At 34.9% G+C, this 26,174-nt stretch carries 29 protein-coding genes; 14 read left to right on the plus strand and 15 right to left on the minus strand.

All coding sequences use genetic code 11. The features are described 5' to 3' along the window. Positions 1-7: 7 nt before the first annotated feature. The 4 genes from EHC72_RS06620 to EHC72_RS06635 are packed head-to-tail and all read left to right on the plus strand — an operon-like array spanning position 8 to position 2,633. Entirely contained in the window at positions 8-562 is a 555-nt protein-coding gene (locus EHC72_RS06620; RefSeq protein WP_131536886.1) for a hypothetical protein, read from the plus strand. A gap of 24 nt (positions 563-586) precedes the next feature. Beyond that, on the plus strand, positions 587-1,189 hold the full coding sequence (gene hisIE, locus EHC72_RS06625; RefSeq protein WP_131536887.1) for a bifunctional phosphoribosyl-AMP cyclohydrolase/phosphoribosyl-ATP diphosphatase HisIE: 603 nt from the start codon (positions 587-589) through the stop codon (positions 1,187-1,189). Between the two features lie 2 nt (positions 1,190-1,191). Beyond that, complete coding sequence (locus EHC72_RS06630) at positions 1,192-1,728, plus strand: hypothetical protein (protein ID WP_131536888.1); 537 nt, start codon at positions 1,192-1,194, stop codon at positions 1,726-1,728. A 5-nt stretch (positions 1,729-1,733) separates the two neighbouring features. Further along, positions 1,734-2,633 carry a WD40 repeat domain-containing protein gene (locus EHC72_RS06635; protein WP_131536889.1) on the plus strand — a complete coding sequence of 300 codons (900 nt, stop codon included), beginning with the start codon at positions 1,734-1,736 and terminating at the stop codon, positions 2,631-2,633. On the opposite strand, the gene EHC72_RS06640 is transcribed toward EHC72_RS06635, so the two are convergent. Together EHC72_RS06640 and EHC72_RS06645 are read right to left on the minus strand one after the other, a co-directional pair. Then, entirely contained in the window at positions 2,630-3,361 is a 732-nt protein-coding gene (locus tag EHC72_RS06640; RefSeq protein ID WP_131536890.1) for a carboxypeptidase-like regulatory domain-containing protein, read from the minus strand. The genes EHC72_RS06635 and EHC72_RS06640 overlap by 4 nt on opposite strands. A gap of 33 nt (positions 3,362-3,394) precedes the next feature. Then, entirely contained in the window at positions 3,395-4,180 is a 786-nt protein-coding gene (locus EHC72_RS06645) for a C40 family peptidase (RefSeq protein WP_131536891.1), read from the minus strand. Between the two features lie 109 nt (positions 4,181-4,289). Here EHC72_RS06645 and EHC72_RS06650 point away from each other — a divergent pair, with 109 nt between their 5' ends. Both EHC72_RS06650 and EHC72_RS06655 read left to right on the plus strand, forming a co-directional pair. Continuing rightward, positions 4,290-4,742, plus strand: a complete 453-nt coding sequence (locus tag EHC72_RS06650) for a universal stress protein (protein ID WP_131536892.1) — start codon at positions 4,290-4,292, stop codon at positions 4,740-4,742. 18 nt (positions 4,743-4,760) lie between these two features. Then, positions 4,761-5,306, plus strand: coding sequence for a P-loop NTPase family protein (locus tag EHC72_RS06655; RefSeq protein WP_131536893.1), 546 nt, complete (start codon positions 4,761-4,763; stop codon positions 5,304-5,306). Between the two features lie 59 nt (positions 5,307-5,365). Here the strand turns inward: EHC72_RS06655 and EHC72_RS06660 are convergent, their stop codons facing one another. Beyond that, the gene (locus tag EHC72_RS06660) at positions 5,366-5,716 is read right to left on the minus strand and encodes a 4Fe-4S dicluster domain-containing protein (RefSeq protein WP_131536894.1); all 351 of its coding nucleotides are present in this window, start codon (positions 5,714-5,716) and stop codon (positions 5,366-5,368) included. A 78-nt stretch (positions 5,717-5,794) separates the two neighbouring features. Here EHC72_RS06660 and EHC72_RS06665 point away from each other — a divergent pair, with 78 nt between their 5' ends. From EHC72_RS06665 to dnaJ, 5 genes are all read left to right on the plus strand, one after another. Beyond that, positions 5,795-6,811, plus strand: a complete 1,017-nt coding sequence (locus tag EHC72_RS06665; protein ID WP_131536895.1) for an acyl-CoA reductase — start codon at positions 5,795-5,797, stop codon at positions 6,809-6,811. Between the two features lie 79 nt (positions 6,812-6,890). After that, positions 6,891-7,094 (plus strand): fructose-6-phosphate aldolase, encoded by a 204-nt coding sequence (locus EHC72_RS06670; RefSeq protein WP_131536896.1) that lies wholly within the window; start codon positions 6,891-6,893, stop codon positions 7,092-7,094. Position 7,095: 1 nt separating this feature from the next. Continuing rightward, a complete protein-coding gene (locus EHC72_RS06675) occupies positions 7,096-7,779 on the plus strand; it encodes a cell division ATP-binding protein FtsE (RefSeq protein WP_131536897.1) in 684 nt (227 codons plus the stop codon). Positions 7,780-7,906: 127 nt separating this feature from the next. After that, complete coding sequence (locus EHC72_RS06680) at positions 7,907-8,491, plus strand: nucleotide exchange factor GrpE (protein WP_131536898.1); 585 nt, start codon at positions 7,907-7,909, stop codon at positions 8,489-8,491. A 164-nt stretch (positions 8,492-8,655) separates the two neighbouring features. Then, positions 8,656-9,822, plus strand: a complete 1,167-nt coding sequence (dnaJ, locus tag EHC72_RS06685) for a molecular chaperone DnaJ (RefSeq protein WP_131536899.1) — start codon at positions 8,656-8,658, stop codon at positions 9,820-9,822. Between the two features lie 78 nt (positions 9,823-9,900). Here the strand turns inward: dnaJ and EHC72_RS06690 are convergent, their stop codons facing one another. Continuing rightward, the gene (locus tag EHC72_RS06690; protein WP_131536900.1) at positions 9,901-10,851 is read right to left on the minus strand and encodes a DUF3829 domain-containing protein; all 951 of its coding nucleotides are present in this window, start codon (positions 10,849-10,851) and stop codon (positions 9,901-9,903) included. 105 nt (positions 10,852-10,956) lie between these two features. Here EHC72_RS06690 and EHC72_RS06695 point away from each other — a divergent pair, with 105 nt between their 5' ends. From EHC72_RS06695 to EHC72_RS06705, 3 genes are all read left to right on the plus strand, one after another. Then, positions 10,957-11,853, plus strand: coding sequence for an ABC transporter ATP-binding protein (locus EHC72_RS06695; RefSeq protein WP_131536901.1), 897 nt, complete (start codon positions 10,957-10,959; stop codon positions 11,851-11,853). Between the two features lie 3 nt (positions 11,854-11,856). After that, the gene (locus EHC72_RS06700; RefSeq protein ID WP_131536902.1) at positions 11,857-13,194 is read left to right on the plus strand and encodes an ABC transporter permease; all 1,338 of its coding nucleotides are present in this window, start codon (positions 11,857-11,859) and stop codon (positions 13,192-13,194) included. A 157-nt stretch (positions 13,195-13,351) separates the two neighbouring features. Then, positions 13,352-14,254, plus strand: a complete 903-nt coding sequence (locus EHC72_RS06705) for a Ppx/GppA phosphatase family protein (protein ID WP_131536903.1) — start codon at positions 13,352-13,354, stop codon at positions 14,252-14,254. A gap of 52 nt (positions 14,255-14,306) precedes the next feature. Here the strand turns inward: EHC72_RS06705 and EHC72_RS06710 are convergent, their stop codons facing one another. The 11 genes from EHC72_RS06710 to EHC72_RS06760 form a co-directional block, all read right to left on the minus strand. Next, complete coding sequence (locus tag EHC72_RS06710; RefSeq protein ID WP_165585775.1) at positions 14,307-14,765, minus strand: GNAT family N-acetyltransferase; 459 nt, start codon at positions 14,763-14,765, stop codon at positions 14,307-14,309. Positions 14,766-15,222: 457 nt separating this feature from the next. After that, complete coding sequence (locus EHC72_RS06715; protein ID WP_131536904.1) at positions 15,223-16,005, minus strand: L-fucose dehydrogenase; 783 nt, start codon at positions 16,003-16,005, stop codon at positions 15,223-15,225. A 5-nt stretch (positions 16,006-16,010) separates the two neighbouring features. Next, positions 16,011-16,835: an amidohydrolase family protein gene (locus EHC72_RS06720; RefSeq protein WP_170311717.1), complete on the minus strand. Its 825-nt coding sequence runs from the start codon at positions 16,833-16,835 to the stop codon at positions 16,011-16,013. Positions 16,836-16,938: 103 nt separating this feature from the next. Next, the gene (locus EHC72_RS06725; RefSeq protein ID WP_131536905.1) at positions 16,939-17,268 is read right to left on the minus strand and encodes an L-rhamnose mutarotase; all 330 of its coding nucleotides are present in this window, start codon (positions 17,266-17,268) and stop codon (positions 16,939-16,941) included. Between the two features lie 3 nt (positions 17,269-17,271). Next, positions 17,272-18,120 carry a fumarylacetoacetate hydrolase family protein gene (locus tag EHC72_RS06730; protein ID WP_131536906.1) on the minus strand — a complete coding sequence of 283 codons (849 nt, stop codon included), beginning with the start codon at positions 18,118-18,120 and terminating at the stop codon, positions 17,272-17,274. Further along, entirely contained in the window at positions 18,117-20,465 is a 2,349-nt protein-coding gene (locus EHC72_RS06735; RefSeq protein ID WP_211660286.1) for a glycoside hydrolase family 95 protein, read from the minus strand. The genes EHC72_RS06730 and EHC72_RS06735 overlap by 4 nt, the downstream gene beginning before the upstream one ends. A gap of 11 nt (positions 20,466-20,476) precedes the next feature. Then, positions 20,477-21,241 carry an SDR family NAD(P)-dependent oxidoreductase gene (locus EHC72_RS06740; RefSeq protein WP_131536907.1) on the minus strand — a complete coding sequence of 255 codons (765 nt, stop codon included), beginning with the start codon at positions 21,239-21,241 and terminating at the stop codon, positions 20,477-20,479. A 15-nt stretch (positions 21,242-21,256) separates the two neighbouring features. Next, positions 21,257-22,894, minus strand: a complete 1,638-nt coding sequence (locus EHC72_RS06745) for a UxaA family hydrolase (protein ID WP_131536908.1) — start codon at positions 22,892-22,894, stop codon at positions 21,257-21,259. A gap of 6 nt (positions 22,895-22,900) precedes the next feature. Next, entirely contained in the window at positions 22,901-24,184 is a 1,284-nt protein-coding gene (fucP, locus tag EHC72_RS06750; RefSeq protein ID WP_131536909.1) for an L-fucose:H+ symporter permease, read from the minus strand. A 23-nt stretch (positions 24,185-24,207) separates the two neighbouring features. Continuing rightward, on the minus strand, positions 24,208-24,807 hold the full coding sequence (locus tag EHC72_RS06755) for a LutC/YkgG family protein (RefSeq protein ID WP_131536910.1): 600 nt from the start codon (positions 24,805-24,807) through the stop codon (positions 24,208-24,210). After that, the gene (locus tag EHC72_RS06760) at positions 24,800-26,173 is read right to left on the minus strand and encodes a lactate utilization protein B (protein WP_131536911.1); all 1,374 of its coding nucleotides are present in this window, start codon (positions 26,171-26,173) and stop codon (positions 24,800-24,802) included. Before EHC72_RS06760 ends, EHC72_RS06755 begins: the two co-directional genes overlap by 8 nt. Position 26,174: the final 1 nt, after the last annotated feature.

The raw sequence follows: 26,174 nt of genomic DNA on the forward strand, positions 1-26,174 counted from the left end.
TAAGATAATGAAGGCTAAATTTCAATCTATATTGTTTTCAGTAATATTGCTTAGTGCTTGTCATTCGCCTAAAGTTAAAGAAGAACAGCAAAAACCAATTATGAAAAAGGCATCCCCTTTGGTAACTGTAAACAAGCAAATTACGAGCGATAATGATAGCATTGACGAAAATAATGCCATTTATTATATTGTTGTAGCAGATACAAACAAGAATTACGACTTCCTAAATCAAAAAATGATCAGATTAAGTAAACAGTTAAATATTCCAGTTGATTTAATGGGACGCTCCTACAATAAAAAGAAAAATTTGATTGCTTTACCTGAAAATGATCCTGATGAAATTTATGCAGGTGATTATTTCCCCAGGCGATCACCTTCTGAAAACTTAAGTCTGGAATACCTCAACACCTATCATCCTCAGTCTCACGAAAAGATGATTGCCCTTGTAACGGGAATTTATGGAACTGAAAAAAGTGCGGATAGCGCTTTAAATAGATTAAAAACTGTAGAAAAGCAAAGCTTTAAAATAAAGGCTAATGTTTATATTGGCTGCATGCACTAAACATGCGGCAATAAAAAAAATTAAATGAATATTGATACTACTTCCCTTGATTGGGACAAAACAGCGGGCTTACTTCCTGTAATAATTCAGGATTATAAAACACTTGAGGTGTTAATGCTGGGTTATATGAATGCTGAAGCTTTTGAAAAAACTAAAGCCGAAGGCAAAGTAACCTTCTTTTCCCGTACAAAAAATCGCCTTTGGACTAAAGGAGAAACGAGCAATAATTTTCTTTATGTTAAGGATATGTTTGTGGATTGCGACAATGATACGATTTTGATAAAAGCGGATGCCGTTGGTCCAACCTGCCATACAGGTAGCCGTAGCTGCTTTAAAACGGATTTTAATCAGAATTTTATTTTTGAGCTTGAAAACATCATTGCAGATCGTTATGAAAACCCGGTAGAAGGATCTTACATAAACAAGATGCGCAATAAAGGATTGAATAAAATTGCTCAAAAAGTTGGAGAAGAAGGTGTTGAAACTGTAATTGCAGCACTAGCAGAAACAGAAGAAGAACTTATAGGCGAAGCTTCTGATCTTGTTTTTCACTTATTATTTCTGTTAAAAGAAAAAGGTTTATCCATCCAGGATATTGCTAAAAATTTAGAAAAAAGACATAAATAAAATTGAAAACAGATATAACATTTGATTCTTTAAACATATATATTTTAAGTAAAGTGCCAACAAACACTTTCTTAAAAGTAATGTTATTTATTTTCAATTGTGCGGCTATTATCGGTTTATTTTGGTTAGCAATTAGTGTACAAGGTAATAAACCAAACTTTTTTCCCTTTTTAATTCCCATAGGATATTTTCTAACCATGGGCAGGTATTTATTTTGGAATATATTTGGCGAAGAGATTTACATCATTAGCACTACTCATATATCACATCAGCACAATTATGGATTTTGGAGAAGCAAGTTCAAAACATCTAACTACAATGAAATTTCAATCAATAATAACGAAATTAAAATTATGCCTGATGAGCCAATAAAGCTGACCTTTAGGAAGTATAATGAAGAAAAATTACCGCTGGAAATATTTAAAACTTCTTTACCAATAAAATATTCAGATTCGGAAAGAATTTTCAATAGATTAAATGAAATCAAAATTAATGAATTTGGTGAAGAAATAAATTTCCCTAAAATATTTTCCAATTAAGAAAAATGCTAAAATACGTACAAACATTTTCTGGCCACCAAAATCCTGTATATGCCCTATCTGCCGCAGCGGATGGAAATATTTTCTATAGCGCAGGCAACGATAAAGGTATTGTAGAATGGTCTATTGAAAAAATGGCCTTTGTAAAAGTTAAAATGCCTGTTCAAAGTTCTGTTTACTATTTACATTATTACAATAACAAACTTTTTATAGGAGAACGTAGCGGAGCTTTTAGTGTTTATGATTTAAAAAAAGAAGAAATAATTGTTAGAATCAATGCGCATTTAAAACCAATATTCGATATAAAAACGGTTCAATCTAAAAATGAATTAATTACGACTGGTGAAGATGGAACTGTTGCAATTTGGTCATTAAATGATTTTAAAGAAATTTATCGCTTTCAGGCTGCATATGATACCGTTAGAACCATCGCCATCTCGCCAGATGAAACTGAAATTGCATTTGGTTGCAAAGATCACCTGATCAGGATTTACAATTTGGCGGATTATAGCTTAAAACAAAAACTGGAAAGCCATTCTTTACCTGTAACTTCATTGGCTTACCATCCTCAAGGAAAATATCTGATTTCGGGAAGTCGCGATGCGCAGTTAAAAATATGGAGTTTGCCAAATTACGAACTCAAGGAAAGCATCCCTGCTCATATGTTTACCATTTATGATATTGCTTTTCATCCTACTCTCCCCTATTTTGCAACCAGTAGCCAGGATAAAAGCATTAAATTATGGGATGCTGAAAATTTTAAGCTGTATAAAATTTTAAGCCTTGAGAAAACAAATATTGGTCATACACATTCCATTAATAAAATTATTTGGTCAAACGATGGCAAATATTTGATATCTACCGGAGATGACCGAAAAGTTATGATTTGGGAAATTACCAATTAGTTTTTCTTACCAAATAATTGTCTTAAGCGGTCCCAAATGGAGGGGTTTCGAACGTAAACAATTTCAGCACCTCCCAGTACTTCAGTACTTATACAAAGCTCCAAATTTAAGGGTTCTGGTTTTAATAAATTAATTATTGAAGTCAAACGCTTATAACCGATATAATTTATGGTGATAGAACATTTATCTTGGCTAAAATCTTTAGGGATTTTAACGAGAAATTCTCCCTTTTCGTTTGTTGAAGTACGATAATTGGTTTCATTTAAAAGAATGCTAACACCTGGCAAAGCTGCTTTATCGTCTTTATCAACAACTTTCCCTTTTATTGTTTTTAATGAATCTACCGAAGTTTGGCTATTTTGATTTTCGGAAGAAACATTCTGGTTCTTATCAAGTTGATAAACATTATGTTTTTCAACTTGTCTGGCTTCGCTTAATTTAGGAAAGCTTAAAAATGCTATTAATGATGCTGCGATTAGTCCTGGACTAAATTTTCTATTTGAAATATTTGAATCCATTAGTCGATTTAATTGTTCTGGTTTAAACCTTCCACAACTTTTTCCTTGATTTTTTTTAAACCACTTTTTCAATTCCTGATCCGTCAACCCTGTAAAGTCAACAACAGATTTCTGACATAAATCACAAAATTTACCAACATGATTTTCAGTCATTTGATACCATTTTTCATGGCAAGGTTCGGGGATTACAATCTTAAATTCAGGCTTCATAAAGCGTTTTATTTATAGATGCACAAAGATTCATTAATCCACAAAGCGTTTAATAATTCTAAGTTTGTGTGTGTATTTACCCAATTCCTTATTAAAAATACCTTGATCGTCAATAGGATCTATACGCACTTTAGCAGATGAATGAATAATTTCACTATTGTTTAACATGATTCCAACGTGTGTTATTTTGCCTTCATCATTATCAAAAAAGGCCACATCGCCAGGCTTACATTCGGCTAAAAAGCCAACTAATTCACCTTGTTCCGCTTGTTGTGATGCATCTCTCCTTAATTTAATGCCTAATAATTTAAAAACTATTTGAACAAAGCCAGAGCAATCCAAACCAAACAAATGTCTTCCACCCCATAAATAAGGAATGTTTTGAAAAAATTTAGCGGTAGAAATAATATCTGAATTAAAATTTATAAATTGATCGTTATGCGGTTCAAAATCTAATTTAAACTTCTCAGCACCAGCGAAACAATATCCATCCTTATAAAAAGGAAGATTACTTCCAGGACTTAAATGATACAAGCTTCCATCCCCTGCTGTAAGTACATTATTAAAGCTTAATGGTGCAAAGAATTTGCAATCGTGCAGATCAGCAAACTCACTTTGAGAAATGGATGCCAGTTGCCTGAAATCCATCCAGCCCTCATACCCATCGTAGCCATTTTGCACCAACCACCAACGCTCTTCTTTCTGAATAATTTCTACATGCTCGCCAAATAATAGTTGCGATACAATTTCTGCTTTATCTGATGCATCTGCTCTCAAAGGTGCTACGGCTACCCTGCAAATGCCATATTGATTTTCCATTAAATACTGACAGTGAATGTTTCGTAAAACTAATAAATTCCATTAATAGCCTAACATTTTGAGCTTAAAATTGTTATTTTTATGATAATTAGATTTAAACTTTCATACCATGAACTTTAAAAAAATATTAATTGCTGTTGATAATAGTACTTGCTCAGAAAAGGCAGCAAAAGCCGGATATGATATGGCTGAGAAGTTTGGAGCCGAAGTAGCATTAGTTAATATTGTAGAGCCTGTACCAGCAAATGTAAACCCCGATTTAACTTTAGCGCCAGTATTTCTGGAAACCTACGATAACAGCGAAGAAAACAGCCATTTGTTGCTAAAAGAAATGGAATCTAAGTATGGAAAAGGTATTAAAACAGAATATTTAAGCATTGTTGATACTGCAGCGCATGGTATTATCCAACAATCTGACGAATGGGGATCTGATTTAATTGTGATTGGAACTTATGGCCGTACTGGTTTATATCATTTTTTAATGGGGAGCGTTGCTGAACATGTTGCCAGAAAATCGGCCTGCCCGGTTCTAATTATACCCAACAAATGTGATATAGATTAATAAAGGTTTTTTGACTAAATGAAAATACATATTTTCGGTGCTTCTGGCTCCGGTGTTACAACTTTAGGCAATGCACTTTCTAAAAAATTAAATATTCCTTATTTTGATAGTGATGAATATTTTTGGATACCCTCTAATCCTCCTTTTACAGAAAAAAGAATTCCTGAGGAACGAAATAAAATGGTAAAATTTATCTTAACAGAAACAAACGATTGGATTTTTGGCGGTTCAAGCTTAAAATGGGGCGAAGATGTGTTTCCTGAATTTGATCTTGTAGTATTTCTTTGGATCCCTTCAGAAATTAGGATGGAAAGATTAAAAAAGAGAGAACTTGAACGTTATGGAGAAGTAATTTATACAGATCCAAAAAGGATAAAGTTGTATCAGGAATTCTTAGATTGGGCTATAAACTATGATGTTGACCCTAAAGAATCTGGCTTTAGTGGAAGATCATTAAAAGTGCATGAAAGCTGGCTTAAACAAATAAAAAGTAAAATTTTAGAGATTAGAGGCGATTTCTCCGTCGAAGAAAGAATAAATCAAGTTATAAACGGCTTAAAATAAAAATGTCCCAATTTTCATCAGGACATTTATTATATCTAAATTGTATTGCTACAATACCATTAACCTTCCTGATGTAACCAGGCTTTTTTAGCTAATAATTCTTCTTCAGTTTCACGAATATCCTCGTCATCCACACAACAATCTACCGGACAAACCGCAGCACATTGTGGCTCATCATGAAAGCCCTTACACTCGGTACACTTATCTGATACAATATAATATACCTCATCAGAAACTGCTTCCTGTGTTGCATCAGCTTCAATTTGCTGATTTCCAAAATCAATGATACCTTCTAAATTCGTTCCATCAGAAAAACGCCATGCAGTACCGGCATCGTAAATTGCGTTATTAGGGCATTCCGGTTCGCAAGCCCCACAATTTATACACTCATCTGTTATTTTAATCGCCATGTTATCGTCTAATTCTTTTGCTTAGTTTACCTTTGCGATGCAAATATAATACATAATCACTTAATAATAATTCTAAATATGTCAGCACTAACACATGATAAAGTAATAAATGCCTTTAAAAAACTAGGTAAATTACTTTCAAATCCTACTGATGTACTGGAAAATACAATTTATGCTGCCGAAAACAGCAATGCTTGGTTTACTGTAGAAAACGTAAAAAAATCAGTTTTATCTTTTTCAGAAATGCTAAATGATGCTGATGTTGATACTTGGTTTAAATCTGTAACATTTACTTCATCACCTAAAAAAGTAGGGTTAATTCTTGCTGGAAACATTCCTATGGTAGGTTTTCATGATGTTTTGTGTGTTTTAGCCACAGGTAACATCGCATTAATTAAACTGTCATCATCTGATGATAAACTTTTAAAAGCTGTATTAGCCGAATTAACTAAAATAGAACCCACCTTTGAAGATAAAATACAATATGTAGAAAGGCTAAAGGATTTTGATGCCGTTATTGCTACTGGAAGCAATAATTCTTCAAGATACTTTGATTATTATTTCAGTAAAGTTCCAAATATCATTAGAAAAAACAGAAACAGCGTAGCCGTTTTAACTGGTACTGAAAGCAAAGAAGACATTCAAAATTTAGGTGCTGATGTGTTTGATTATTTCGGATTGGGATGCAGAAATGTATCTAAAATATATTTTCCGGCAGGCTATGATATTGCTAACTTTTATGAAGGTATTGAAAGCTACCAACCAATTATCAACCACTTTAAGTACAATAATAATTACGATTATAATAAATCCATTTATCTGGTAAATGCTGCAAAACACTTTGATAATGGCTTTTTACTTTTAAAGGAAGATGAAAACTTAACTTCGCCATTGGCAGTTTTATTTTATGAAGAATATGAAAAGCTTGACGATGTTGAAACAATTTTGAAGGATAAAGAGGAACATATTCAATGCGTAATTACCAAGGCGAATTTAAACCTAAATACCTTTGATTTCGGGCAAAGTCAGCATCCAAAACTTTGGGATTATGCGGACAATGTAAATACTATTGATTTTTTAAACGGGCTTAACTAATATTATAATTAGGCATACAATTATATAAAAAAGCACGCTTGCTTTCGCTTATCGATTGGAAATGCTATTTTTGGAGTCAATGTATATCATTAAAGTTAAAGGCATCGCCAAAATTCCCGATTATGTTCAGTTAAGAGATGATAAATTCACCTTATTGGCTTATTTTAGGGTTGATAGACCTGATAAATCGTTAGATAAATTGGGCCTTGGAGACAAACTGGAATACATTATGCAAATGGTAAAAGATTTGCCTTTTGGGCAGATTGCTAAATTAGAAATATAAAATGGCAGAAAACGCAGTAATTCATTTAAGCAATGTTGATGTATTTCAACAGAAACATCTGGTACTCTCAAACGTAAATCTACATGTAGAAAAAGGCGAGTTTGTGTTCTTAATTGGGCAAACAGGTTCAGGAAAAAGTAGTTTACTTAAAATTTTATATGGCGATTTACACATTGGCAATGGTAATGGAGATATTGCTGGTTTTGACCTTAAAAATCTAACCGAAAAGCAAGTTCCATTTTTGCGCCGTAAATTGGGTGTTGTATTTCAGGATTTCCAATTATTAACCGATCGTACCATTGAAAAAAATCTTGAATTTGTTTTAAAGGCAACAGGATGGAAAGATGAAAAACTTATAAATGAGCGCATTAAAGATGTTTTAGATAAAGTAGGATTACGTTCTAAAATTAAAAAAATGCCTCACGAAATTTCTGGCGGTGAGCAGCAACGTATTGTTATTGCCAGAGCTTTGTTAAATGATCCGGAGATTATTTTAGCCGATGAACCAACTGGAAATCTTGACCCTGAAACCTCTTCAGAAATTGTTACCCTTTTAAAACAAATTAGCCAAAACGGAACTGCTGTTTTAATGGCTACACACGATTATAATATCATTAGAACATATCCATCACGCATTATTAAATGTGATAATGGTATTGTACATGAAGATGCACAAATAGCATAAAATTCCTGACATCCGTCAGCTAATCAGCCAATCTGTTCAGTTAATCTAAAATAAAACTGACAGCTTGGCTGATTTCCGTTTATGGCAAAATTGTTGAGATTAAGACAAAAAAATTCAGCCTAATATTATGTTTAATAAGAAGAAAAATAACGATAAAGAAGAAAATATAATGAATCCTGAAAATACGTCAGAAAATACTGCAGCAGAAAATGTAGAAAATTCTGATGCTGTTGCAAATGAAACCGAACAAGCACCTGAATTATCTGCAGAAGAGAAATTACAAGCAGAGGTTCAACAGCTAAACGATAAATATTTACGCTTATATGCTGAGTTTGACAATTATAAACGTCGTACCCAAAAAGAGCGTGTAGAATTATTGCAAACTGCAGGTAAGGATGTAATTGTTTCTTTATTAACTGTATTAGATGATTTTGACCGTGCACTTAAAGCAATGGAAACTGCTGCTGATATAGAGCCAGTTAAAGAAGGCGTGCTTTTAGTACACAACAAGTTAAAAGGTATTTTAGCGCAAAAAGGTCTGAAAGATGTTGAAAGCATCAGCAAAGAGTTTGATACAGATTTCCATGAAGCAATCACAAATGTACCTGCTCCTACACCTGATCTTAAAGGAAAAGTAATTGACGAGGTAGAAAAAGGTTATACTTTAAATGATAATGTTATCCGCTTTGCTAAAGTTGTAGTTGGAGCGTAAAATAATTATTGAATGGTTGAAGGATTGAATGAAAGAATGCAAAAATCGATTATTTAAAATTCAATTATTAGAAATGGAAATTATTGAATGAATGAAGATATTGAATGAGAGGATGTAAAACTCAATCATTCTAACATTCAAAATTCAATCATTATATAAAGAAGATGAGCAAAAGAGATTATTACGACGTATTGGGCGTAACCAAGGGATCAGCAGCAGATGAGATTAAGAAGGCTTATCGTAAGATGGCTATCAAATATCACCCGGATAAAAACCCAGGAGATAAAGCTGCAGAGGATAAATTTAAAGAAGCTGCAGAGGCTTACGAAGTTTTAAGTAATCCAGAGAAAAAACAACGCTACGATCAATTTGGTCATGCAGGTGTTGGCAGTAGTGCTGCTGGTGGTTATGGCGGTGGCGGTAACATGAATATGGATGACATATTCAGCAATTTCGGTGATATTTTTGGTGGACACAATCCTTTCGAAAGCTTTTTTGGTGGCGGCGGTGGCGGTCAGCAACGTGGCGGTCGTCGGGTTGCTAAAGGTTCAAACCTGCGGATAAAAGTTAAATTAACCCTTGAAGAAATTGCCCACGGTGCAGAGAAGAAGATTAAGGTTAATAAACTTATTGTTTGTAAAACCTGTGATGGCTCTGGAGCAAAGGATAAATCATCGGTAAGTACTTGCGGTACTTGCGGTGGCAGTGGCCAGGTACGTAGAGTAACCAATACTATTTTGGGGCAGATGCAAACAGCATCTACCTGCCCTACTTGTAATGGTAGCGGGCAACAAATTACTTCAAAATGTACGGTTTGTCATGGTGATGGCGTAGTACGAGGCGAAGAAACCATTACTATTAATATTCCTGCAGGTGTTAGCGAAGGCATGCAGTTAAGCATGAGTGGTAAAGGTAATGCAGCGCCAAATGGTGGTATTCCTGGAGATTTAATTATCTTAATTGAAGAAACTCCACACGAAGTGCTTAAACGCGAAGGCAATAATATTGTTTATGATTTACACTTAAACTTTATTGATGCTGCTTTAGGCTTAAGTATTGAGGTACCAACAATTGATGGCAAAGCAAAAATTAAAATAGAGCCAGGTACACAAAGCGGAAAATTATTACGCTTAAAAGGTAAAGGCTTACCAGAAGTAAATTCTTACCATAGAGGTGATGAAATTATTCATATTAATATTTGGACACCTAAAGCTTTAAGTAGTGAAGAACGTAATACTTTAGAGAAATTACGTGAATCTCCAAACTTTAAGCCACAACCTGGTAAAAACGATAAAAGTTTCTTCGAAAGAATGAAGGAATATTTTGAGTAAATTTTTAAATTAATGAATGATTGAATTACTGAGTGAATATTAACATTTATTCAAAATTCAATCATTCATTAACTAATTTTAATCTACAAAGCTATTATAAGCAGTACGCATATAATCTTGTTTTCTAACTAAGCTTTCGCCATCATTTTGGCTAATCTTTCCTGAAGCAGAGGCATCTCTCATAACCTTTCGTGCTTCAATCAAATAATCATTAAAAGCTTCATTAAAACGTTTAAAAGAACCATCTTGCCCTGGAAATTCCTTTGCATTTGGAGGTGTCATTGCGCTATGTTTTGTATTTTGAGCTTCCAATGCGGCGTAAGCAGTTTTAATTTTAGGTTCGGCTGCTTTATATTTCTCAGCATTTTCTCCAAGTAAATGATTAAAATCATCAACCGCTTTTTTGTCATCTTTAAAAGCAAAAATATACTCTTTTAATGGGTGCGATTTTAAAATAATTCTCTCGGCATCATCGCCTATCACTTCAAGCTTTGCTAAAATTTTATCGTCATAAGTATAATAGGTTTTACTCATGGAGTAAATAGAATCTACTAAAAGCTTCCCCTTAGCGCCCTTATCATCTTTCCAATCTTCAGCTTTTATATAATCGTTTAAGGATTTATAAGTATCCTTTATTTTCGTCATAGCGCTATTTAAACTTGTTACGTTTTCTTTAAAAAACTTTTGGTCATCACTACTCAAGGCAGCAGGAGGCGTTTCTGGCTTAACTTTAGAATGGTTAAAATAAGGAGTAGACATTGGTGAGATTATACCTATCCAAGATAATTTATCGTTTGGCTTTTCAAGTGCCTTACTAATTCTGGTTAGTGTACGATCAAGGCTTTTCAGGTAATCGTTGTTTTTATCGGTATAACTAACCAATACGTTGTTATACTCTACAATGGCATTTGCATCATCTTTATTAGAATCTGCATATTCCGTTTTCGCTCCATCTTTTTTATTTCCACCCTTACAAGCGGCAAATGATACGACGAAAGCAAGGGCAATTAATTTAACTGTTAATTTCATGTTTTCTGGTTTTAGTAATCTGATTTTTTTTTCAAAGCAATATTCGCACCAAGAGCTGTAACGTTTAGCTTCTTTTACATTCTAAACAATACTAAAACTGTAACTATGCTCATTGTTAAAAATATTGTAAAGCAATATTCCAATCATCGTGCGCTCGATGATGTTAGTTTAGAAGTTGAAAAAGGAAAAATTTTTGGCTTATTGGGCCCAAATGGAGCCGGGAAAACGTCTTTAATTAGAATTATTACTCAAATTACTGCACCCGATAGCGGAGAAGTATTTTTTAACGGAGAAAAACTAAACGCTAATCACATTAATCAAATCGGTTATTTGCCAGAGGAACGTGGATTGTATAAAAAAATGGAAATTGGTGAACAAGTTCTTTACCTTTCAAAATTAAAGGGCTTAAGTACTTCTGAAGCAACTAAAAGAATAAAATTCTGGTTCGAAAAACTAGAAATGGGCAGTTGGTGGAGTAAAAAAGTGGAAGATCTTAGTAAAGGTATGCAACAAAAAGTACAGTTTGTAGCTACCATTTTGCATAATCCTGAACTTATCATTTTGGACGAACCTTTCTCTGGCTTCGATCCTGTTAATGCAGACCTGATTAAAAATGAAATTTTAGAACTAAACAAGCAAGGAACTACCTTCATTTTTTCAACGCACAGAATGGAAAGTGTAGAAGAGCTTTGTGATAATATCGCTTTGATTGATAAATCTAAAAAAGTTTTGGATGGTGCTGTCGATGATATTAAAGCATCCTACAGGAACAATACTTATGTAATTGAGTATGCAGGCGAGAGTAGTTTTGAAAGCAACTGGATGTTTGAAATATTGAATTCTGAGTCATTAAAGGAGGGCAAAAAAATCAAGTTTAAGCTTAAAGATGCTTATACCGTAAATGATGTGCTAGGAACAATGCTACCTAAAGTTAAAATTAACCACCTGGCAGAAGTAATTCCAAGTATGAATGATATTTTTATCGAAAGTGTTAAAAAATAAGCCATGAATAAGATTTTACTAATTATACAAAGAGAATATTTATCGAGGGTAAAGAAAAAATCATTTATTATAATGACTTTTTTAACGCCTTTAATCGTTGCGGGCTTTTATGGACTGATTATTTATTTCAGTATTAAGGGCGTTTCTGATAAATCTGATAAGATTGCAGTAATAAACGAAAACAAAACATTAACAGAGAAATTGACTTCAAACAAAAACCTAACCTTTGTTTATAAACAAGATTCTTTTGAGCATTTGAAAAAAAATTTAAGTGAATCTGATTTCGATTACATTTTGTACTTACCCGATTTTAACATCGACGCACCCAAAGGCATTCAATTAATTGGTACTAAACAGGCTGGTTTATCCTTAGATGGAAAAATTTCTGATGCAATTGAAGATTTAATCAGAGATTATAAACTTAAAAAATCAGGTATATCACAAGAAGAGCTTAACAATTTAAAAAGTACAGTAAATATTGATGTTAAAAAGATTAACGATACTGGAAAAGAAGAAAATTCTAGCGCCGGCGCAAGTACAATTATTGGTTTTGTAGCTGGTGTGCTCATGTTTATGTTCATTATGCTGTATGGCGTACAAGTAATGCGTGGTGTAATAGAAGAAAAAACAAGTCGCATTATTGAGGTTATTATATCTTCTGTTAAGCCATTTCAACTTATGATGGGCAAAATTATTGGCATTGCAATGGTTGGTTTAACACAGTTTTTACTTTGGATTATTTTAACTGTATCTATCTCTACACTAGCAGTAAGTGTATTTGTGAACAAAGATGATGTAAAAAGTATAGCAATAGCTTCATCAAAAGTTCCAACGGTTAATGCAGCAAGTCAGGCACAAATATCAGCTATAAACAATGGGCCAATGGGCGATATACAAAAAAGTTTGGAGGGGCTTGATTTCGGTAAAATTATAACTGTATTTGTATTTTACTTTTTAGGTGGTTACTTATTTTATAGTGCTTTGTACGCTGCAATAGGCTCTGCGGTTGATAGTGAAACGGAAACGCAGCAATTTATGATGCCCGTAATGATGCCCTTATTGCTCAGTTATGCGCTATCTTTAAGTGTTGTAAACAATGATCCGTATGGATCCTTAGCTTTCTGGCTTTCCATGATTCCGTTTACTTCCCCTATTGCAATGGTTGTGCGTTTACCATATGGCGTTCCGGCTTGGGAACTGATTTTATCCATGACCATTTTAATTATTGGCTTTATTGGAACAGTTTGGTTTGCTTCAAGAATTTATCGCGTTGGTATTTTAATGTATGGCAAAAAGGCAAGCTTTAAAGAAATGGTAAAATGGTTTTGGTATAAAGGCTAGTTATTTTATATTTTAACGGATAAGGTTGCAAAGTTTTACGCTAAGAAAACGAAGCTTAATTTGAAGTAGATGCTCTTCTTCGTGTTCTCTGTGCTTTTTTGCTTTGTGCACTTTGCCGTTACAATATTTACAGTGATATTTATCCAAATTTAAAATTATGCGTACTGCTGCCATCGATTTAGGAACAAATACCTTTCATTTAATTATTGCTGAAAAAGAAAATAATGAACTTAAAATAATCTATAAAACAAATGCACCTGTTAGACTTGGTGAGGGTAGATTAAATGATAATTTGATTATTGATGCGGCTTTTAAACGTGGAGTAAATCAATTAAAAATTTATAGCGAAACTTTAAAGGAGTATGGCGTTACTAAATTTAAAACCACCGGAACATCGGCAATACGGAGCGCCAGTAACGGAAAGGATTTTGTAGAGGCCGTTAAGATGGAAACAGGAATTGATATTGAAGTAATTTCTGGTGAGGAAGAAGCTACATTCATTTTTGAAGGCGTAAAAGCAAGTGGTGCAATTAAAGGCACTTCGCTTATTATGGATATTGGTGGTGGAAGCACCGAATTTATTATCTGCAATAACGAAGGTTTATTATGGAAAAAGAGTTATAACATTGGGGCCGCACGGTTAATGCAACGTTTTTTTCATTCAGATCCTTTAAGTAAAGCTGATGAAAGCCTAATTTTAGAACATCTTGAGGAAACTATGGAAGGTTTAAAACAGGTTTGTAAAGAATATAAACCTACAACTTTAATAGGTTCTGCCGGGGCTTTTGAAACTTTTGCGGGTATTCTACATCCTGAATTAAATACGAAGGAAATTAAATCTGCATCAATAAATTTTAACGCTTATCAAGAGTTAGCAGCATCGTTCTTAAAATCTACTCATGCTGAGCGTGAAAACATGGAAGGGTTAATTCCGTTGCGGGTTGATATGATTGTAATGGCAGCTTTGCTAACCAATTATGTATTAAATTTTACGGAAATAAAAACTATAAAACTTTCTACCTACGACTTAAAAATGGGTGTTTTGGCGAGTTTGAATTAGTTCTATCAGAATAAAAATTTGTTTTGTGATGGAAAATAAACGCATGGAAAATTTAAATTTCCATGCGCATCTCTAATAAATTAGATGTAAAACCTGCTTTGCTGTAAGCTTTTTTTGCCGCTATGTTTTCATCATAAACTTCAAGCCGTATTTCAGAAATTCCCTTTTCTTTTGCCCAACGTAGAAGTTCTTCTAATATAACTTTGTTTATGCCTTTGCCACGAAATTCTGGCTTCACAAACATAAAACCTAAATATGCAAATTGAGCATGCTTTAAGTAAGGTTTAGCCGTTAAAATTTTAGCATAACCGGATCCTACAACTTCTCCATTAATTTCAGCAACAAGCACTTCTGCTTCTGATGATTTTATTAGTTCTAATAAATCGTAATAATGAATTTCGCCAGGTTTTAGCGTGCTATCATAAGGTCGTTCTGCTAATACAATCCCTTTTTCAAATTCGAGTAAAGTATCTATTTCCTTCTCTTGCGCTTGTCTAACTATCATTTCCATTTCAAATTGTATTTACTTACAATTACAAATATGTTGAATATTTTAAGCTTGAGGAAAGAATAATCTTCAAAAAACACAATGCCTATTAAATAGGGAATGATGCCTATTAGATAGGGAAAAATCCCTCTTAGATAGGGAACAATGCCTCTTTAACAGGGAACAATGCCTCTCATACAGGAAACATTCCCTCTTAGATAGGGAACAATGCCTCTTTAACAGGGAACAATCCCGCTCATACAAGGAATGATGCCTCTAATATAGGGAACATTCCCTCTTAGATAGGGAAAAATGCCTCTTAAACAGGGAACAATGCCTCTTTTACAGGGAAGTTATCACTATAAGGTATAAAGGAACCTTATAAGCCTATCTAATAGCACAAAAATTCATCTTAATAAGATTGCTTCATATCCGGCAACTCAAGTTTAACAGTAAAATCTTTTATTTAAAGATGGGTTATCTACTCAATAGCTCTATCTAAATGAACGTAACCACCATCTACATGAATTAATTGCCCGGTGGTATGGCTAGAACGATCTGAAAGTAAAAAGGTAACCATATCTGCAATTTCTTCCACTTTGGTCATTCTTTTTTCGAAAGGAATTTTGTTGGTAATGGATTTAAGCTTCTCTTCGGGATGGTCAAAAGTACTGATCCAGGTTTTATAGAGCGGCGTTAGGGCTTCGGCAACAATAACCGCATTAACACGAATTCCGAAAGGTAATAACTCCACAGCCCACTCGCGGGTTAAGGCATTTCTGCCACCATTTGCCGCCGCATAGGCAGATGTTCCTCCCTGCCCTGTTTCGCCAGTTTTACTCCCAATATTTACAATTGCACCCTTGCTTTTTTTAAGGGCTGGCAAAGCATGTTGAGCCAATAAATAATAATGAACGAGATTTTTATGTAAAGATTCCATAAAGCTTTCATAAGTTCCACTTTCCAAACCTACGCCATCATTTACGCCTGCATTATTTACCAAACCATCTATCCGTCCGTATTTTTCAATCACCTGCTCGATTACTTTTTTGCAGGCTTCGGGCTGTGTAAGTTCTGCTGTAATATAATCAGCATTTAAACCCATTGTTTTTATTTCTGTAAGCAATTTTTCATTATCAGCTTTGCTACGACCAACAATAATCGGAAATGCTTTTTCTGCTGCCAAAGCTTTAACAATGGCTTCGCCAATACCTTTGGCACCGCCACTTACTACAATAATGCGATCGTTTAAATGAAGATCCATCTTTATTAAATTTTATAAAATGCTTTTGTATTTCCCGAAAAAAAACCTTCTCTTTCGGTTTCCGTAAACTGTTTAGTATACGATTTTAAAAGTTGAAGCCAACGTGTATAGTTACCTGCAAGTAACATAACGGGCCAATCGCTTCCAAATAATAATCTATTAATGCCAAATTGTTCAAAAACAACATCCAGGTAATTGAAAATTTCCTCTTCATTCCAATTATTCCAGTCTGCTTCTGTTATTAAACCTGAGATTTTACAATGCAGGTTGGGGTTTTGAGCCAGTACCTGCATTTTATCCTTCCAATTTCTTATGTCCTTACCTTTAATATCTGGTTTGCAGCAATGATCTAAAACAAAGGCATTGTTAGGTAATTTATTTATCAATGTTATGGCATCACTCAGCTGATCTGCCTTGAGCAAAATATCATAAGTGAAGCTATATTTGTTTAGTAATTCTAATCCATTAATAAATTGTTGCTGCAGCAAAAAACCTTTTGGTTCAGCTTGCGCAATATGCCTGAAACCTTTAAGTTTTGCAAACTGGCTAAAGTGTTTTAATCGCTCCTCCAAATCAATATCAAGTAAATTAACCCAGCCAACAACAGCTTTAATAACCTTACTATTTTCGGCATGGGCTAACAAAAAGTTAGTTTCTTCTTCACTTTGATCTGCCTGCACCGCAACACAACCGTCTATCTGATGATCGGAGAAATAGGACTCAATATCATCTGGAAGAAAATCTTTACGAATCACTTCCATATCAGGCGTAATCCAGCTGTCTTTTACAGGATGATAGTTCCAGAAATGTACGTGGGCATCAATTATCATTTGGTTAGTTTTATTAAGGTAAAAGGTAAGGTTAAAGCTCAAAGACTAAAGCTTAAAGCAAATATTAGTTGCTTTAGTCCTTCTACCCTTATTTTCAGCAAGTTTATAAAGAAAATATTTTATCCATCAACATCCACTTTTCTCCAGGCTTTGCGTTGGGTAATGCCTGCTGATAATTCCACATCAATGTTTCCCACTTTTGAACAGTAGGATTAGCGGCATCAGCGGCACCTTTTGCTTCAAAGGAAAAAGATTCTTTTACTTCCATAATCATGAAAAGACGATTTCCTGTTCTGTAAATTTCAAGGGCTTCAATTCCTGAAATTTTAATACTTTCCTGAATTTCAGGCCAAACGGCTTTATGATGTTCTTCATATTCTGCAATAAGTTTTTCATCATTAATTAAATCTAAAGCCAAACAGTACCTTTTCATATGCTATTTATAAGCTGTAACGTGTTGTTTACTTGTCCCTAAACCATCAATACCCAGCTCAACAACATCTCCTTCTTTTAAATACCATGGTTCAGGTTTTTGACCTAAACCTACACCCGCAGGTGTTCCTGTCGTAATTACATCGCCAGGCAAAAGGGTCATAAACTGACTTACGTAATGAACAAGAAAAGGAATATTGAAAATTAAGTTTGAGGTGTTTCCATCCTGCATCAACTTATCATTTACCTTTAACCATAATCTTACGTTGTGAATGTTTTCAATTTCATCTTGAGTAGCAATAAATGGCCCGATTGGTGCAAAAGTATCGCAACTTTTCCCTTTAACCCATTGTCCGTTACGTTCAATTTGAAAAGCCCTTTCACTATAATCATTATGCAAAACATAACCTGCAATGTGGTTTAGTGCATCTTTTTCTTCTACATAAGTTGCTTTTTTGCCAATAACGATGGCCAGCTCAACTTCCCAATCTGTTTTTTTACTGGTTTTTGGAATAACTAAATCATCATTAGGACCAACAATGGCTGAAGTAGCTTTAAAAAACAAAATTGGTTCTACTGGTATAGCTGCATTGGTTTCTGCAGCATGGTCTTTATAATTTAAACCGATACAAACAATTTTAGAAGGTCTTGCAAGTGCAGGGCCCAACCTTACTTCTTTACTTACTTTTGGTAAATCTGTATTTTTTATTTTCTCTTTAAGTTCTTCGAGTGCATTACCGGCAAAAAATGCTTCATCATAATCTTTTACCAGGGCAGAAACGTCATAATAATCTTCGTTGATAATTACACCTGGTTTTTCTTCTCCGGCTGCGCCAAATCTTATTAGTTTCATATGTTAATTTTAAGCTTTTTATTTAATTGATAGGTTTGATTTGCTTTTGTTTTTAAGCTGATTATTGTTTTACCGTATTTAATTTTACAGCTGTTCCCTTTTTTTGATAAAATTTCTGCATCAATAAGTTTTCCTGCTTCCCATTTCATTTTAACTTCGAAGCCACCACGAGCTAACAAGCCACTTACTTCACCTTTTTTCCACTCAGCAGGTATTGCAGGTAAAAGTTCTATATAATCATTTTGACTTTGTACCAGCATTTCGGCTATACCAGCTGTGCCACCAAAGTTACCATCTATTTGAAATGGTGGATGATTATCAAATAGATTATTTAGGGTTGATTTTTGTAACAATGCTTGTACATTTTGCCACGCTTTTTCTCCATCTAGTAAACGGGCATAAAAATTAATAATCCAGGCACGGCTCCAGCCTGTATGTCCACCTCCATTTGCCAATCTTCTTTCTAAGGTTTTCTTTGCGGCTTCAAATAATTCTGGCTTAGAAGGATTAATCACTTCAGCAGGATATAAGCCCAATAAGTGCGAAATATGCCTATGCCCTGGCTCAGCTTCATCATAGTCTTCAATCCATTCCTGAATTGTTCCATTGCGCTTACTAATTTTAATGGGTGGCAATTTAGTTAATGTTTCACTTAGTCCCTCTAAAAATTGTGGATCATCATTTAAAAGTTTCCCAGCTTTTAAACAGGCATCGAATAAACTTTGGATTAATTCAATATCTATTGTTGGAGCATACGTAATCTGATCTTTCTGTCCGTTTGGAAGGATAAAAGTATTTTCTGGCGACATTGATGGTGCCGTAACCAAATAGCCATTTTTATCCTTAATTAAAAAGCTTTGTACAAACTCTGCCGCTTCTTTCATAATTGGATAGGCTTTATTTTTCAGATAATCGGCATCAGCTGTAAAACGATAATGATCCCAAAGATTAAGGCAAAGCCACGCTGATGCCAATGGCGAAGTACCCCAATGTATGCCAGACTGAATGCCTGTTTTACCAAAAATATCTGTAGCGTGATGAATTGTCCATCCCTTTGCCCCGTAAGTTTCACTAGCAGCTACTCGTCCTGGCACGCGGTTTTGATCTACAAAATTGGCAAAAGGGATCATTGTTTCAGAGAGATTTGCCACATCAGCAGGCCAGTAATTCATTTGAATATTAATGTTGGTATGGTAATCAGATTTCCACGGTGCCTGATATAAATCATTCCAAACGCCTTGTAAATTAGCTGGCAAAACACCCGGAAACCTTGAACTTCCCATTAAAAGGTATCTTCCGTATTGAAAATAAAGAGAAGTTAATTGTTTATCAACTGCGCCTTTACGCACATTATCCATTCTTACATCAGTTGGTAAGCTGGAGAAATCATCTCCACCTAAATCTAACTTTACCCGATTAAATATTGGTTGGTAATCATTTAAATGCCTTTGTAATAGGGTTTCATAATTATAGGCCGATGCTTTGGAAATAATATCTTCGCAAGTTTTTTTGCTATCAATTGTTCGATCAAAATTTAACTTATTCAGGTTATAATCGGTAGCTGCAGTAATCAAAATAGTTACATCTGTAGCATCAGTAATCATAATTCCATTATTTGCAGCCTCTGTTTTACCAGAGTTGGAAATGACCTTAACAATAGCGTTAAATTTCATATCCATACCGCCTTTACCCTCATCATCAGAAGGTAAATCCATAATTTGCCCACTCATTAACAAGGTATTATCTGAAACAGCATTTATGGCAGCATCTAACTCACGCGATAAAGAAACTTTAAAATTTAATCCCTTTGGTTTATCAGATGTAAGGTGCACAATAATGGCATTATCTGGTGCCGAGGCAAAAACTTCTCTTTTATAATTCGATCCGTTAGCGGTATAATTTACAGTGGTGATAGCGGTTGCTAAATCTAGGCTTCGTTGGTAATCTTTAACATCATTTATATTGGCAAACTCTAAACGTAAATTACCCAATGTTTGGTAAGATCTGAAATTAGGAGGTGTAGCGAGCAGATACTTTGTTGCCAGTTCGTGTGCCTCATTGTTACGCCCGTTTATAAGCAATTGCTGAATTTCTTTAATGTGTGCTAAAGCCTCGGGATTGTTATCATTAGTTTGATTACCGGCCCATAAACTCTCTTCATTTAACTGAATGTTTTCGGTAGCCGTTTTACCAAAAACCATGGCGCCTAATCTTCCATTACCAACAGGTAAAGCATCATTCCAAATACTGGCTGGCTTATTATACCAGAGTTTTAGGGTTTGCTGGGCATTAACTTGCATTACAAAAAGAGCAAGTAAGATGGTAAACAGAGGCTTTAGCTTCATTATTTAGTTATTTAATTGTTTAAAGTTGTAAAACCGCCATCAATCGGGTAATCGCAACCCGTAATAAAAGCGGCTTCATCGCTACACAGGTATAAAGCTAAGGCAGCAACTTCTTCTGGTTTTGCCATGCGCCCAATAGGCTGTGTTTTTGATAATTTATCGAACATTTCTGGGATATTATCAGGATAATTATTCTTCAAAAAGCCATCAACAAATGGCGTATGCACCCTTGCCGGAGAAATAGAATTACACCTGATATTTTCGTTTATATAATCTTTTGCAACGCTCATTGTCATGGCTTTAACAGCGCCTTTGGCTGTGCTGTATGCAAAACGATCAGGAATACCAACTAATGCAGCAATAGATGCCATATTAACAATTACACCACCGCCAGATTTACGCATTTGCGGAATGGCAGAAAACAAGCAATTGTAAACACCTTTAACATTTACTTGCATTACACGATCAAAATCACTCTCGGCAGTAGTATCAGCTTTACCAATATGTGCTATACCCGCATTATTTACTAAAATATTAATGGCACCAATGGTTTCGAAAGTCGTTGCCACCTCCTGATGGTTTGCAACGTTACAGCCATAGGTATAAGCCTTTTTACCTGCATCTTCTATCATTTGTAAAGTTTGTGCAGCATGCTCTGTCGTCAGTTCAATAATATGAACTTCGGCGCCTTGTTTTGCTAAAACAACTGCTATTGCCTGACCAATTCCGCTTCCACCACCGGTAATTACCGCTTTTTTATTTTGTAATTGAAACATCTTAAAAAAATTAAATTATAAACTTACTCCTCTTTTCCAGGGTATAAAATCATCTTGATTTAATTGTACAGCTTTAGGAATTTCTTCTCCACTGGCTACTTTAATACAATATTCAAGAATATCCTCTCCCATTTCTTCAATATTTTTCTCTCCACGAATTACTGGCCCAGTATCAATATCAATAATATCAGCCATTCTTTTTGCTAAGGCAGAATTTGTAGCCACCTTAATGGTAGGACAAACTGGATTACCTGTTGGCGTACCTAAACCTGTTGTAAATAAAATTAATGTTGCACCAGATGCGGCTTTACCTGTAGTGGCCTCAACATCATTTCCAGGTGTGCAAACCAAACTTAAACCAGGTTTAGTTGCAGGTTCGGTATAATCCAGTACATCAACCACTGGAGAACTTCCTGCTTTTTTGGCTGCACCAGCAGATTTAATGGCATCCGTAATTAATCCGTCCTTAATATTACCCGGAGAGGGATTCATGTAAAAACCTGAGCCAACTTTATGCGCCAAATCATCATATTCTGTCATTAAGCGAATAAACTTTTCAGCGGTAGGTCGATCAACTGACCGATCGATCATTTCTTGTTCTACCCCACAAAGTTCAGGAAATTCGGCAAGTAAAACTTTAGCGCCAAGCCCAACCAATAAATCCGCACAATGCCCAACGGCAGGATTAGCAGAAATACCACTGAAACCATCACTACCACCACATTTTACGCCCACACACAGCTCGCTCAGCGGAGCATCACTTCTTTCTATCTTATTAATGTGAATTAAACCTTCAAAAGTTTGTTGTATGGCTTGCCTTACCAATTCTTCTTCACTTTGTGTTTGCTGCTGTTCAAAAACCAGTAAAGGTTTATCAAATGAAGGGTTACGGGTTAATAAATCTCTTTTAAAATCGGCAACCTGCAAATGCTGGCATCCCAAACTTAAAAGCGTAATTCCGGCTACATTTGGATGATCTGCATATGCAGCCAGTAAATGACTTAAAACATCGGCATCTTGTCTGGTGCCACCGCAGCCACCATTATGGTTTAGAAATTTAATTCCATCAACGTTTTTGAAAACACGTAAAGCCTTTGCATCATTTAAAGGCTCAAAGGATACATTTTTAATGTCTTCGCCATTCTTTAAAGCATCTGCCAATTGGTTGGCATAATGTTTATATTTTTCATCAACGGCGTAACCTAATGCATTGTAAAGTGCATCTTTTATAATATCAAGGTTTCTGTTTTCGCAAAATACCGTTGGAATAAACAACCAATAATTGGCAGTTCCAACTTGCCCATTACTACGATGATAGCCTTTAAAGGTGCGATTTTTGAAATTACTAATGTCTGGAGCCTGCCACTTATAATTTACATTTCGATAAGAATAAGGTTCTGCAGCATGTTTAGTATTTTCGGTATTCATAATGCTTCCGGCAGATAAATCATATTGTGTTTTACCTACTAAAACGCCATACATAAAAACCTCCGAGCCTTGATGCATTTCCTGAGTAAAGAATTTGTGCTTGGCGGGCACATCATTTTGTAAAGTATAATTTATGCCATTATAATGCACTACATCGCCCTTGGCTAAATTTGTTAGGGCAACCAAAACATTATCCTGGTTATTTATTTTAAGTACTGTGTTCATATAAAGTTAATTTTGCACTGGCTTATATCCAGATTTACCAAAGTAGAAAACGACTAAAAAGCATACTAAAGGTACCGCATACCCATATTGTATACTTCCTGTTATATCGGAAATATAGCCAAGTGCAAGCGGTAAGAAAGCTCCGCCAACAATAGACATGACGATTAATGAGGAGGCTATTTTAGTATCTTTTCCAAGCCCAAAAATGCCTAATGAAAATATGGTTGGAAACATAATCGACATAAAAAATGCAACGCCTATTAATGCATAAACGGTTATTAACCCCTGGGCGAAAATAGATACAAGTGTAAGCAACGTGCAAATTACTGCATATAGCATCAGTAATTTATTGGGTGCCATAAAACGCATAAAAAATGTGCCCGCAAACCTACCAAGCATAAAAGCTAAACCTGCAGCACCTGAGTACCAGGATGCAGATTCTAAATTTATTCCGGCTGAAACCCCAATAAAACGAGCAAAAAAACTAAGTACGCATACCTGTGCGCCTACATAAAAAAATTGTGCAACGATGCCCCAACGCAGTTGTTTAAATTTTAGCGCATCAGCAATACTTGATTTTTCTTCAATTTCGTTTGATTTTATATCTGGTAGTTTCGTAAAGGCAAATAAGATAATCACCAGTACAATAGCGAATCCAATAAAAGTATAAGGTCCTTTAACACTTGCTGCTTCCGCTGTAACATATGCATTGTAAGCGGCAGGCGTCATCGCTTTAATTTGTGCTTCTGTTTCTACAGAACCTGTTGAAAAAAACTTATAACCAATAATTGGTGCTACAAACGCTGCCAAACCATTAAAAGATTGTGAAAAATTTAAACGTTGTGTGGCTGTATCTGAAGGACCTAAAATAGTTACATATGGATTTGCAGCGGTTTCTAAAAAGGCTAAACCACAAGCAATAATAAACAATGCGCCTAAAAAGTAGATGTAAACTTTAGTATCAGCAGCGGGAATAAATAAAAATGAACCGATTGCAAATAAAACTAAACCTAAAATTATTCCGCTTTTATAACCCCATCTTTTCATTACGTAACCTGCTGGCAGCGCCATAGCGAAATAGGCAATAAATATAGAAAAATCTACAAAAGAAGATTCCAAATCATTTAATTTGAACGCCTTACGCAGATGTGGAATTAAAATAGGATCTAAATTATGCACAAAACCCCAAAAGAAAAATAAACTGGTAACAAGTATTAATGGAAACAAATAGTTTCTGGGCTGCTTTTGGTTTGGGGATAAGTTGAATTGTTCTGTTATTGGTTGGCTCATTGGTTAGTTTGGTTATGTTTTGGTTAGTTTTTTTTCAGCATAAATATTTCAAGACTTCTTGCCCCGTGCGCCCCAATCACTAAAGATTGCTCAATATCGGCAGTTTTAGAGGGGCCTGAAATAAAAACACCATAGTTATAATCTTGCCTACCTATTTTTTGATAGGCATGGTTCATTGAAGGTACTATTTCGTTTTCATTTAATATAAGAATGAGGTGTTGTGTTATAAAAGGTAAAACCCGATGAATTAAAAGTTCTTCTGTTAGCCATAAAGCACCATTTTCTGCCACTCCGAAGTGTGCTTCCAAAATACTCAGTTCTATATTCTCTAATCCATGTGGGTCATCATTTTCACTAAACTCAATTTGCTTTTCACCTATATCTTTTAGCTCCGGAATAGTAGTTAAAATACGATCAGATAGTGCAAAATTTTCTTTTACATGCTTTCTCAGTTCCGCTAAGTTTGCTATCCTATAAATTCTACTTCCGTTTAATGATGCCGCAGCGATAAACTTATAGAGGCCAAGCTCAGCACCATTATCAAAATTTAAATCTGGTAAGGGTACAACAGTTGTCGGTTTATTTGCGGCAATGCCTTCTAAAATACTTGTTCTGCTATCCATCACTATTCTTTCTATTTTGATGATACCATTTTTTAAAGGATTGTTTCGGTACTTCGGGCATTTCTCTATTTTTATACCATGGGTTTAATTTATTGTTTATAGCAAAAGGAGCATACTTTAATGTTAAGCGCATGGCTTTGCCCACAAAATCAAACTTGCTTGATGATGATAGCGTAAAAGCCATTCCTTTCATTGCCAGTGTTTTACTACCATCGGTATAACCATTTTTAACAATCACTTGTCGCCATTTATATAGTTGCTGGTGAATATCAATTTTTACTGGACAAACATTGGTGCATGAACCACATAAAGTAGATGCAAAAGGTAAGTCTTTATACTTTTCCATATCAAGATTGGGTGCCAAAATAGACCCAATAGGGCCAGCAATGGCGGTATGATAACTATGCCCTCCACTCCTTCTATAAACCGGACAGGTATTCATGCAGGCACCACAACGAATGCATTTTAGAGAATTTCTAAAATCTTCACGCCCTAGTTGTGTTGTTCTACCATTATTTACGATAACAATATGGATTTCTTTATTTTTTAGTGGGCTTTTAAAATGGCTTGAATATGTAGTAATAGGTTGCCCGGTTGCACTTCGGGCAAGTAATCTTAAAAATACACCTAAATGTTTTCTTTCAGGAATAATTTTTTCAAAACCCATACTAGCAATGTGAATATCTGCCAAATGAGCACCCATATCTGCATTTCCCTCGTTGGTACACACAACAAACTCTCCAGTTTCTGCAATAGCGAAGTTAACCCCTGTTAATGCCGCTTTACGCGTTAGGAACTTTTCACGTAAATGCTGTCTTGCCGCTTCCGTAAGTTGCTGAGGATCAGAAAGACCTTCTGGCGTACCCAAAAACTCATGAAAAATTTCGCCTATTTCCTCTTTCTTTTTGTGAATGCATGGCAAAACGATGTGACTTGGTGCTTCATTAGCGAGCTGAACAATCCTTTCGCCCAAATCGGTATCAATTACTTCAATACCATTTTCTAATAGAAATTCATTTAAGTGACATTCTTCGGTAAGCATGGATTTACTTTTAACCATACTTTTAACTTCAGCCTTTTTTAGTAGAGAAAGTACAATTCTATTATGTTCCTCCGCATTAGCGGCCCAATGTACCTTTACACCATTTTGCAGTGCATTTTTTTCAAACTGAATTAAATAATGATCTAATTGGGATAGTACGTTATCTTTTATCTGAGATGCTGCATTGCGCAATGCTTCCCAATCTTTTATCTCTTTACTTACCTTATCACGTTTTTCACGCACAAACCACAATGTATCATCATGCCAGGATACGCGTTCTTCATCTTTATTAAAAATATTTGCCAGTGCTGCGTGATCTTTCATT

This window comes from Pedobacter nototheniae (genome assembly GCF_004335085.1).
GTDB classification, from domain to species: Bacteria; Bacteroidota; Bacteroidia; order Sphingobacteriales; family Sphingobacteriaceae; genus Pedobacter; species Pedobacter nototheniae.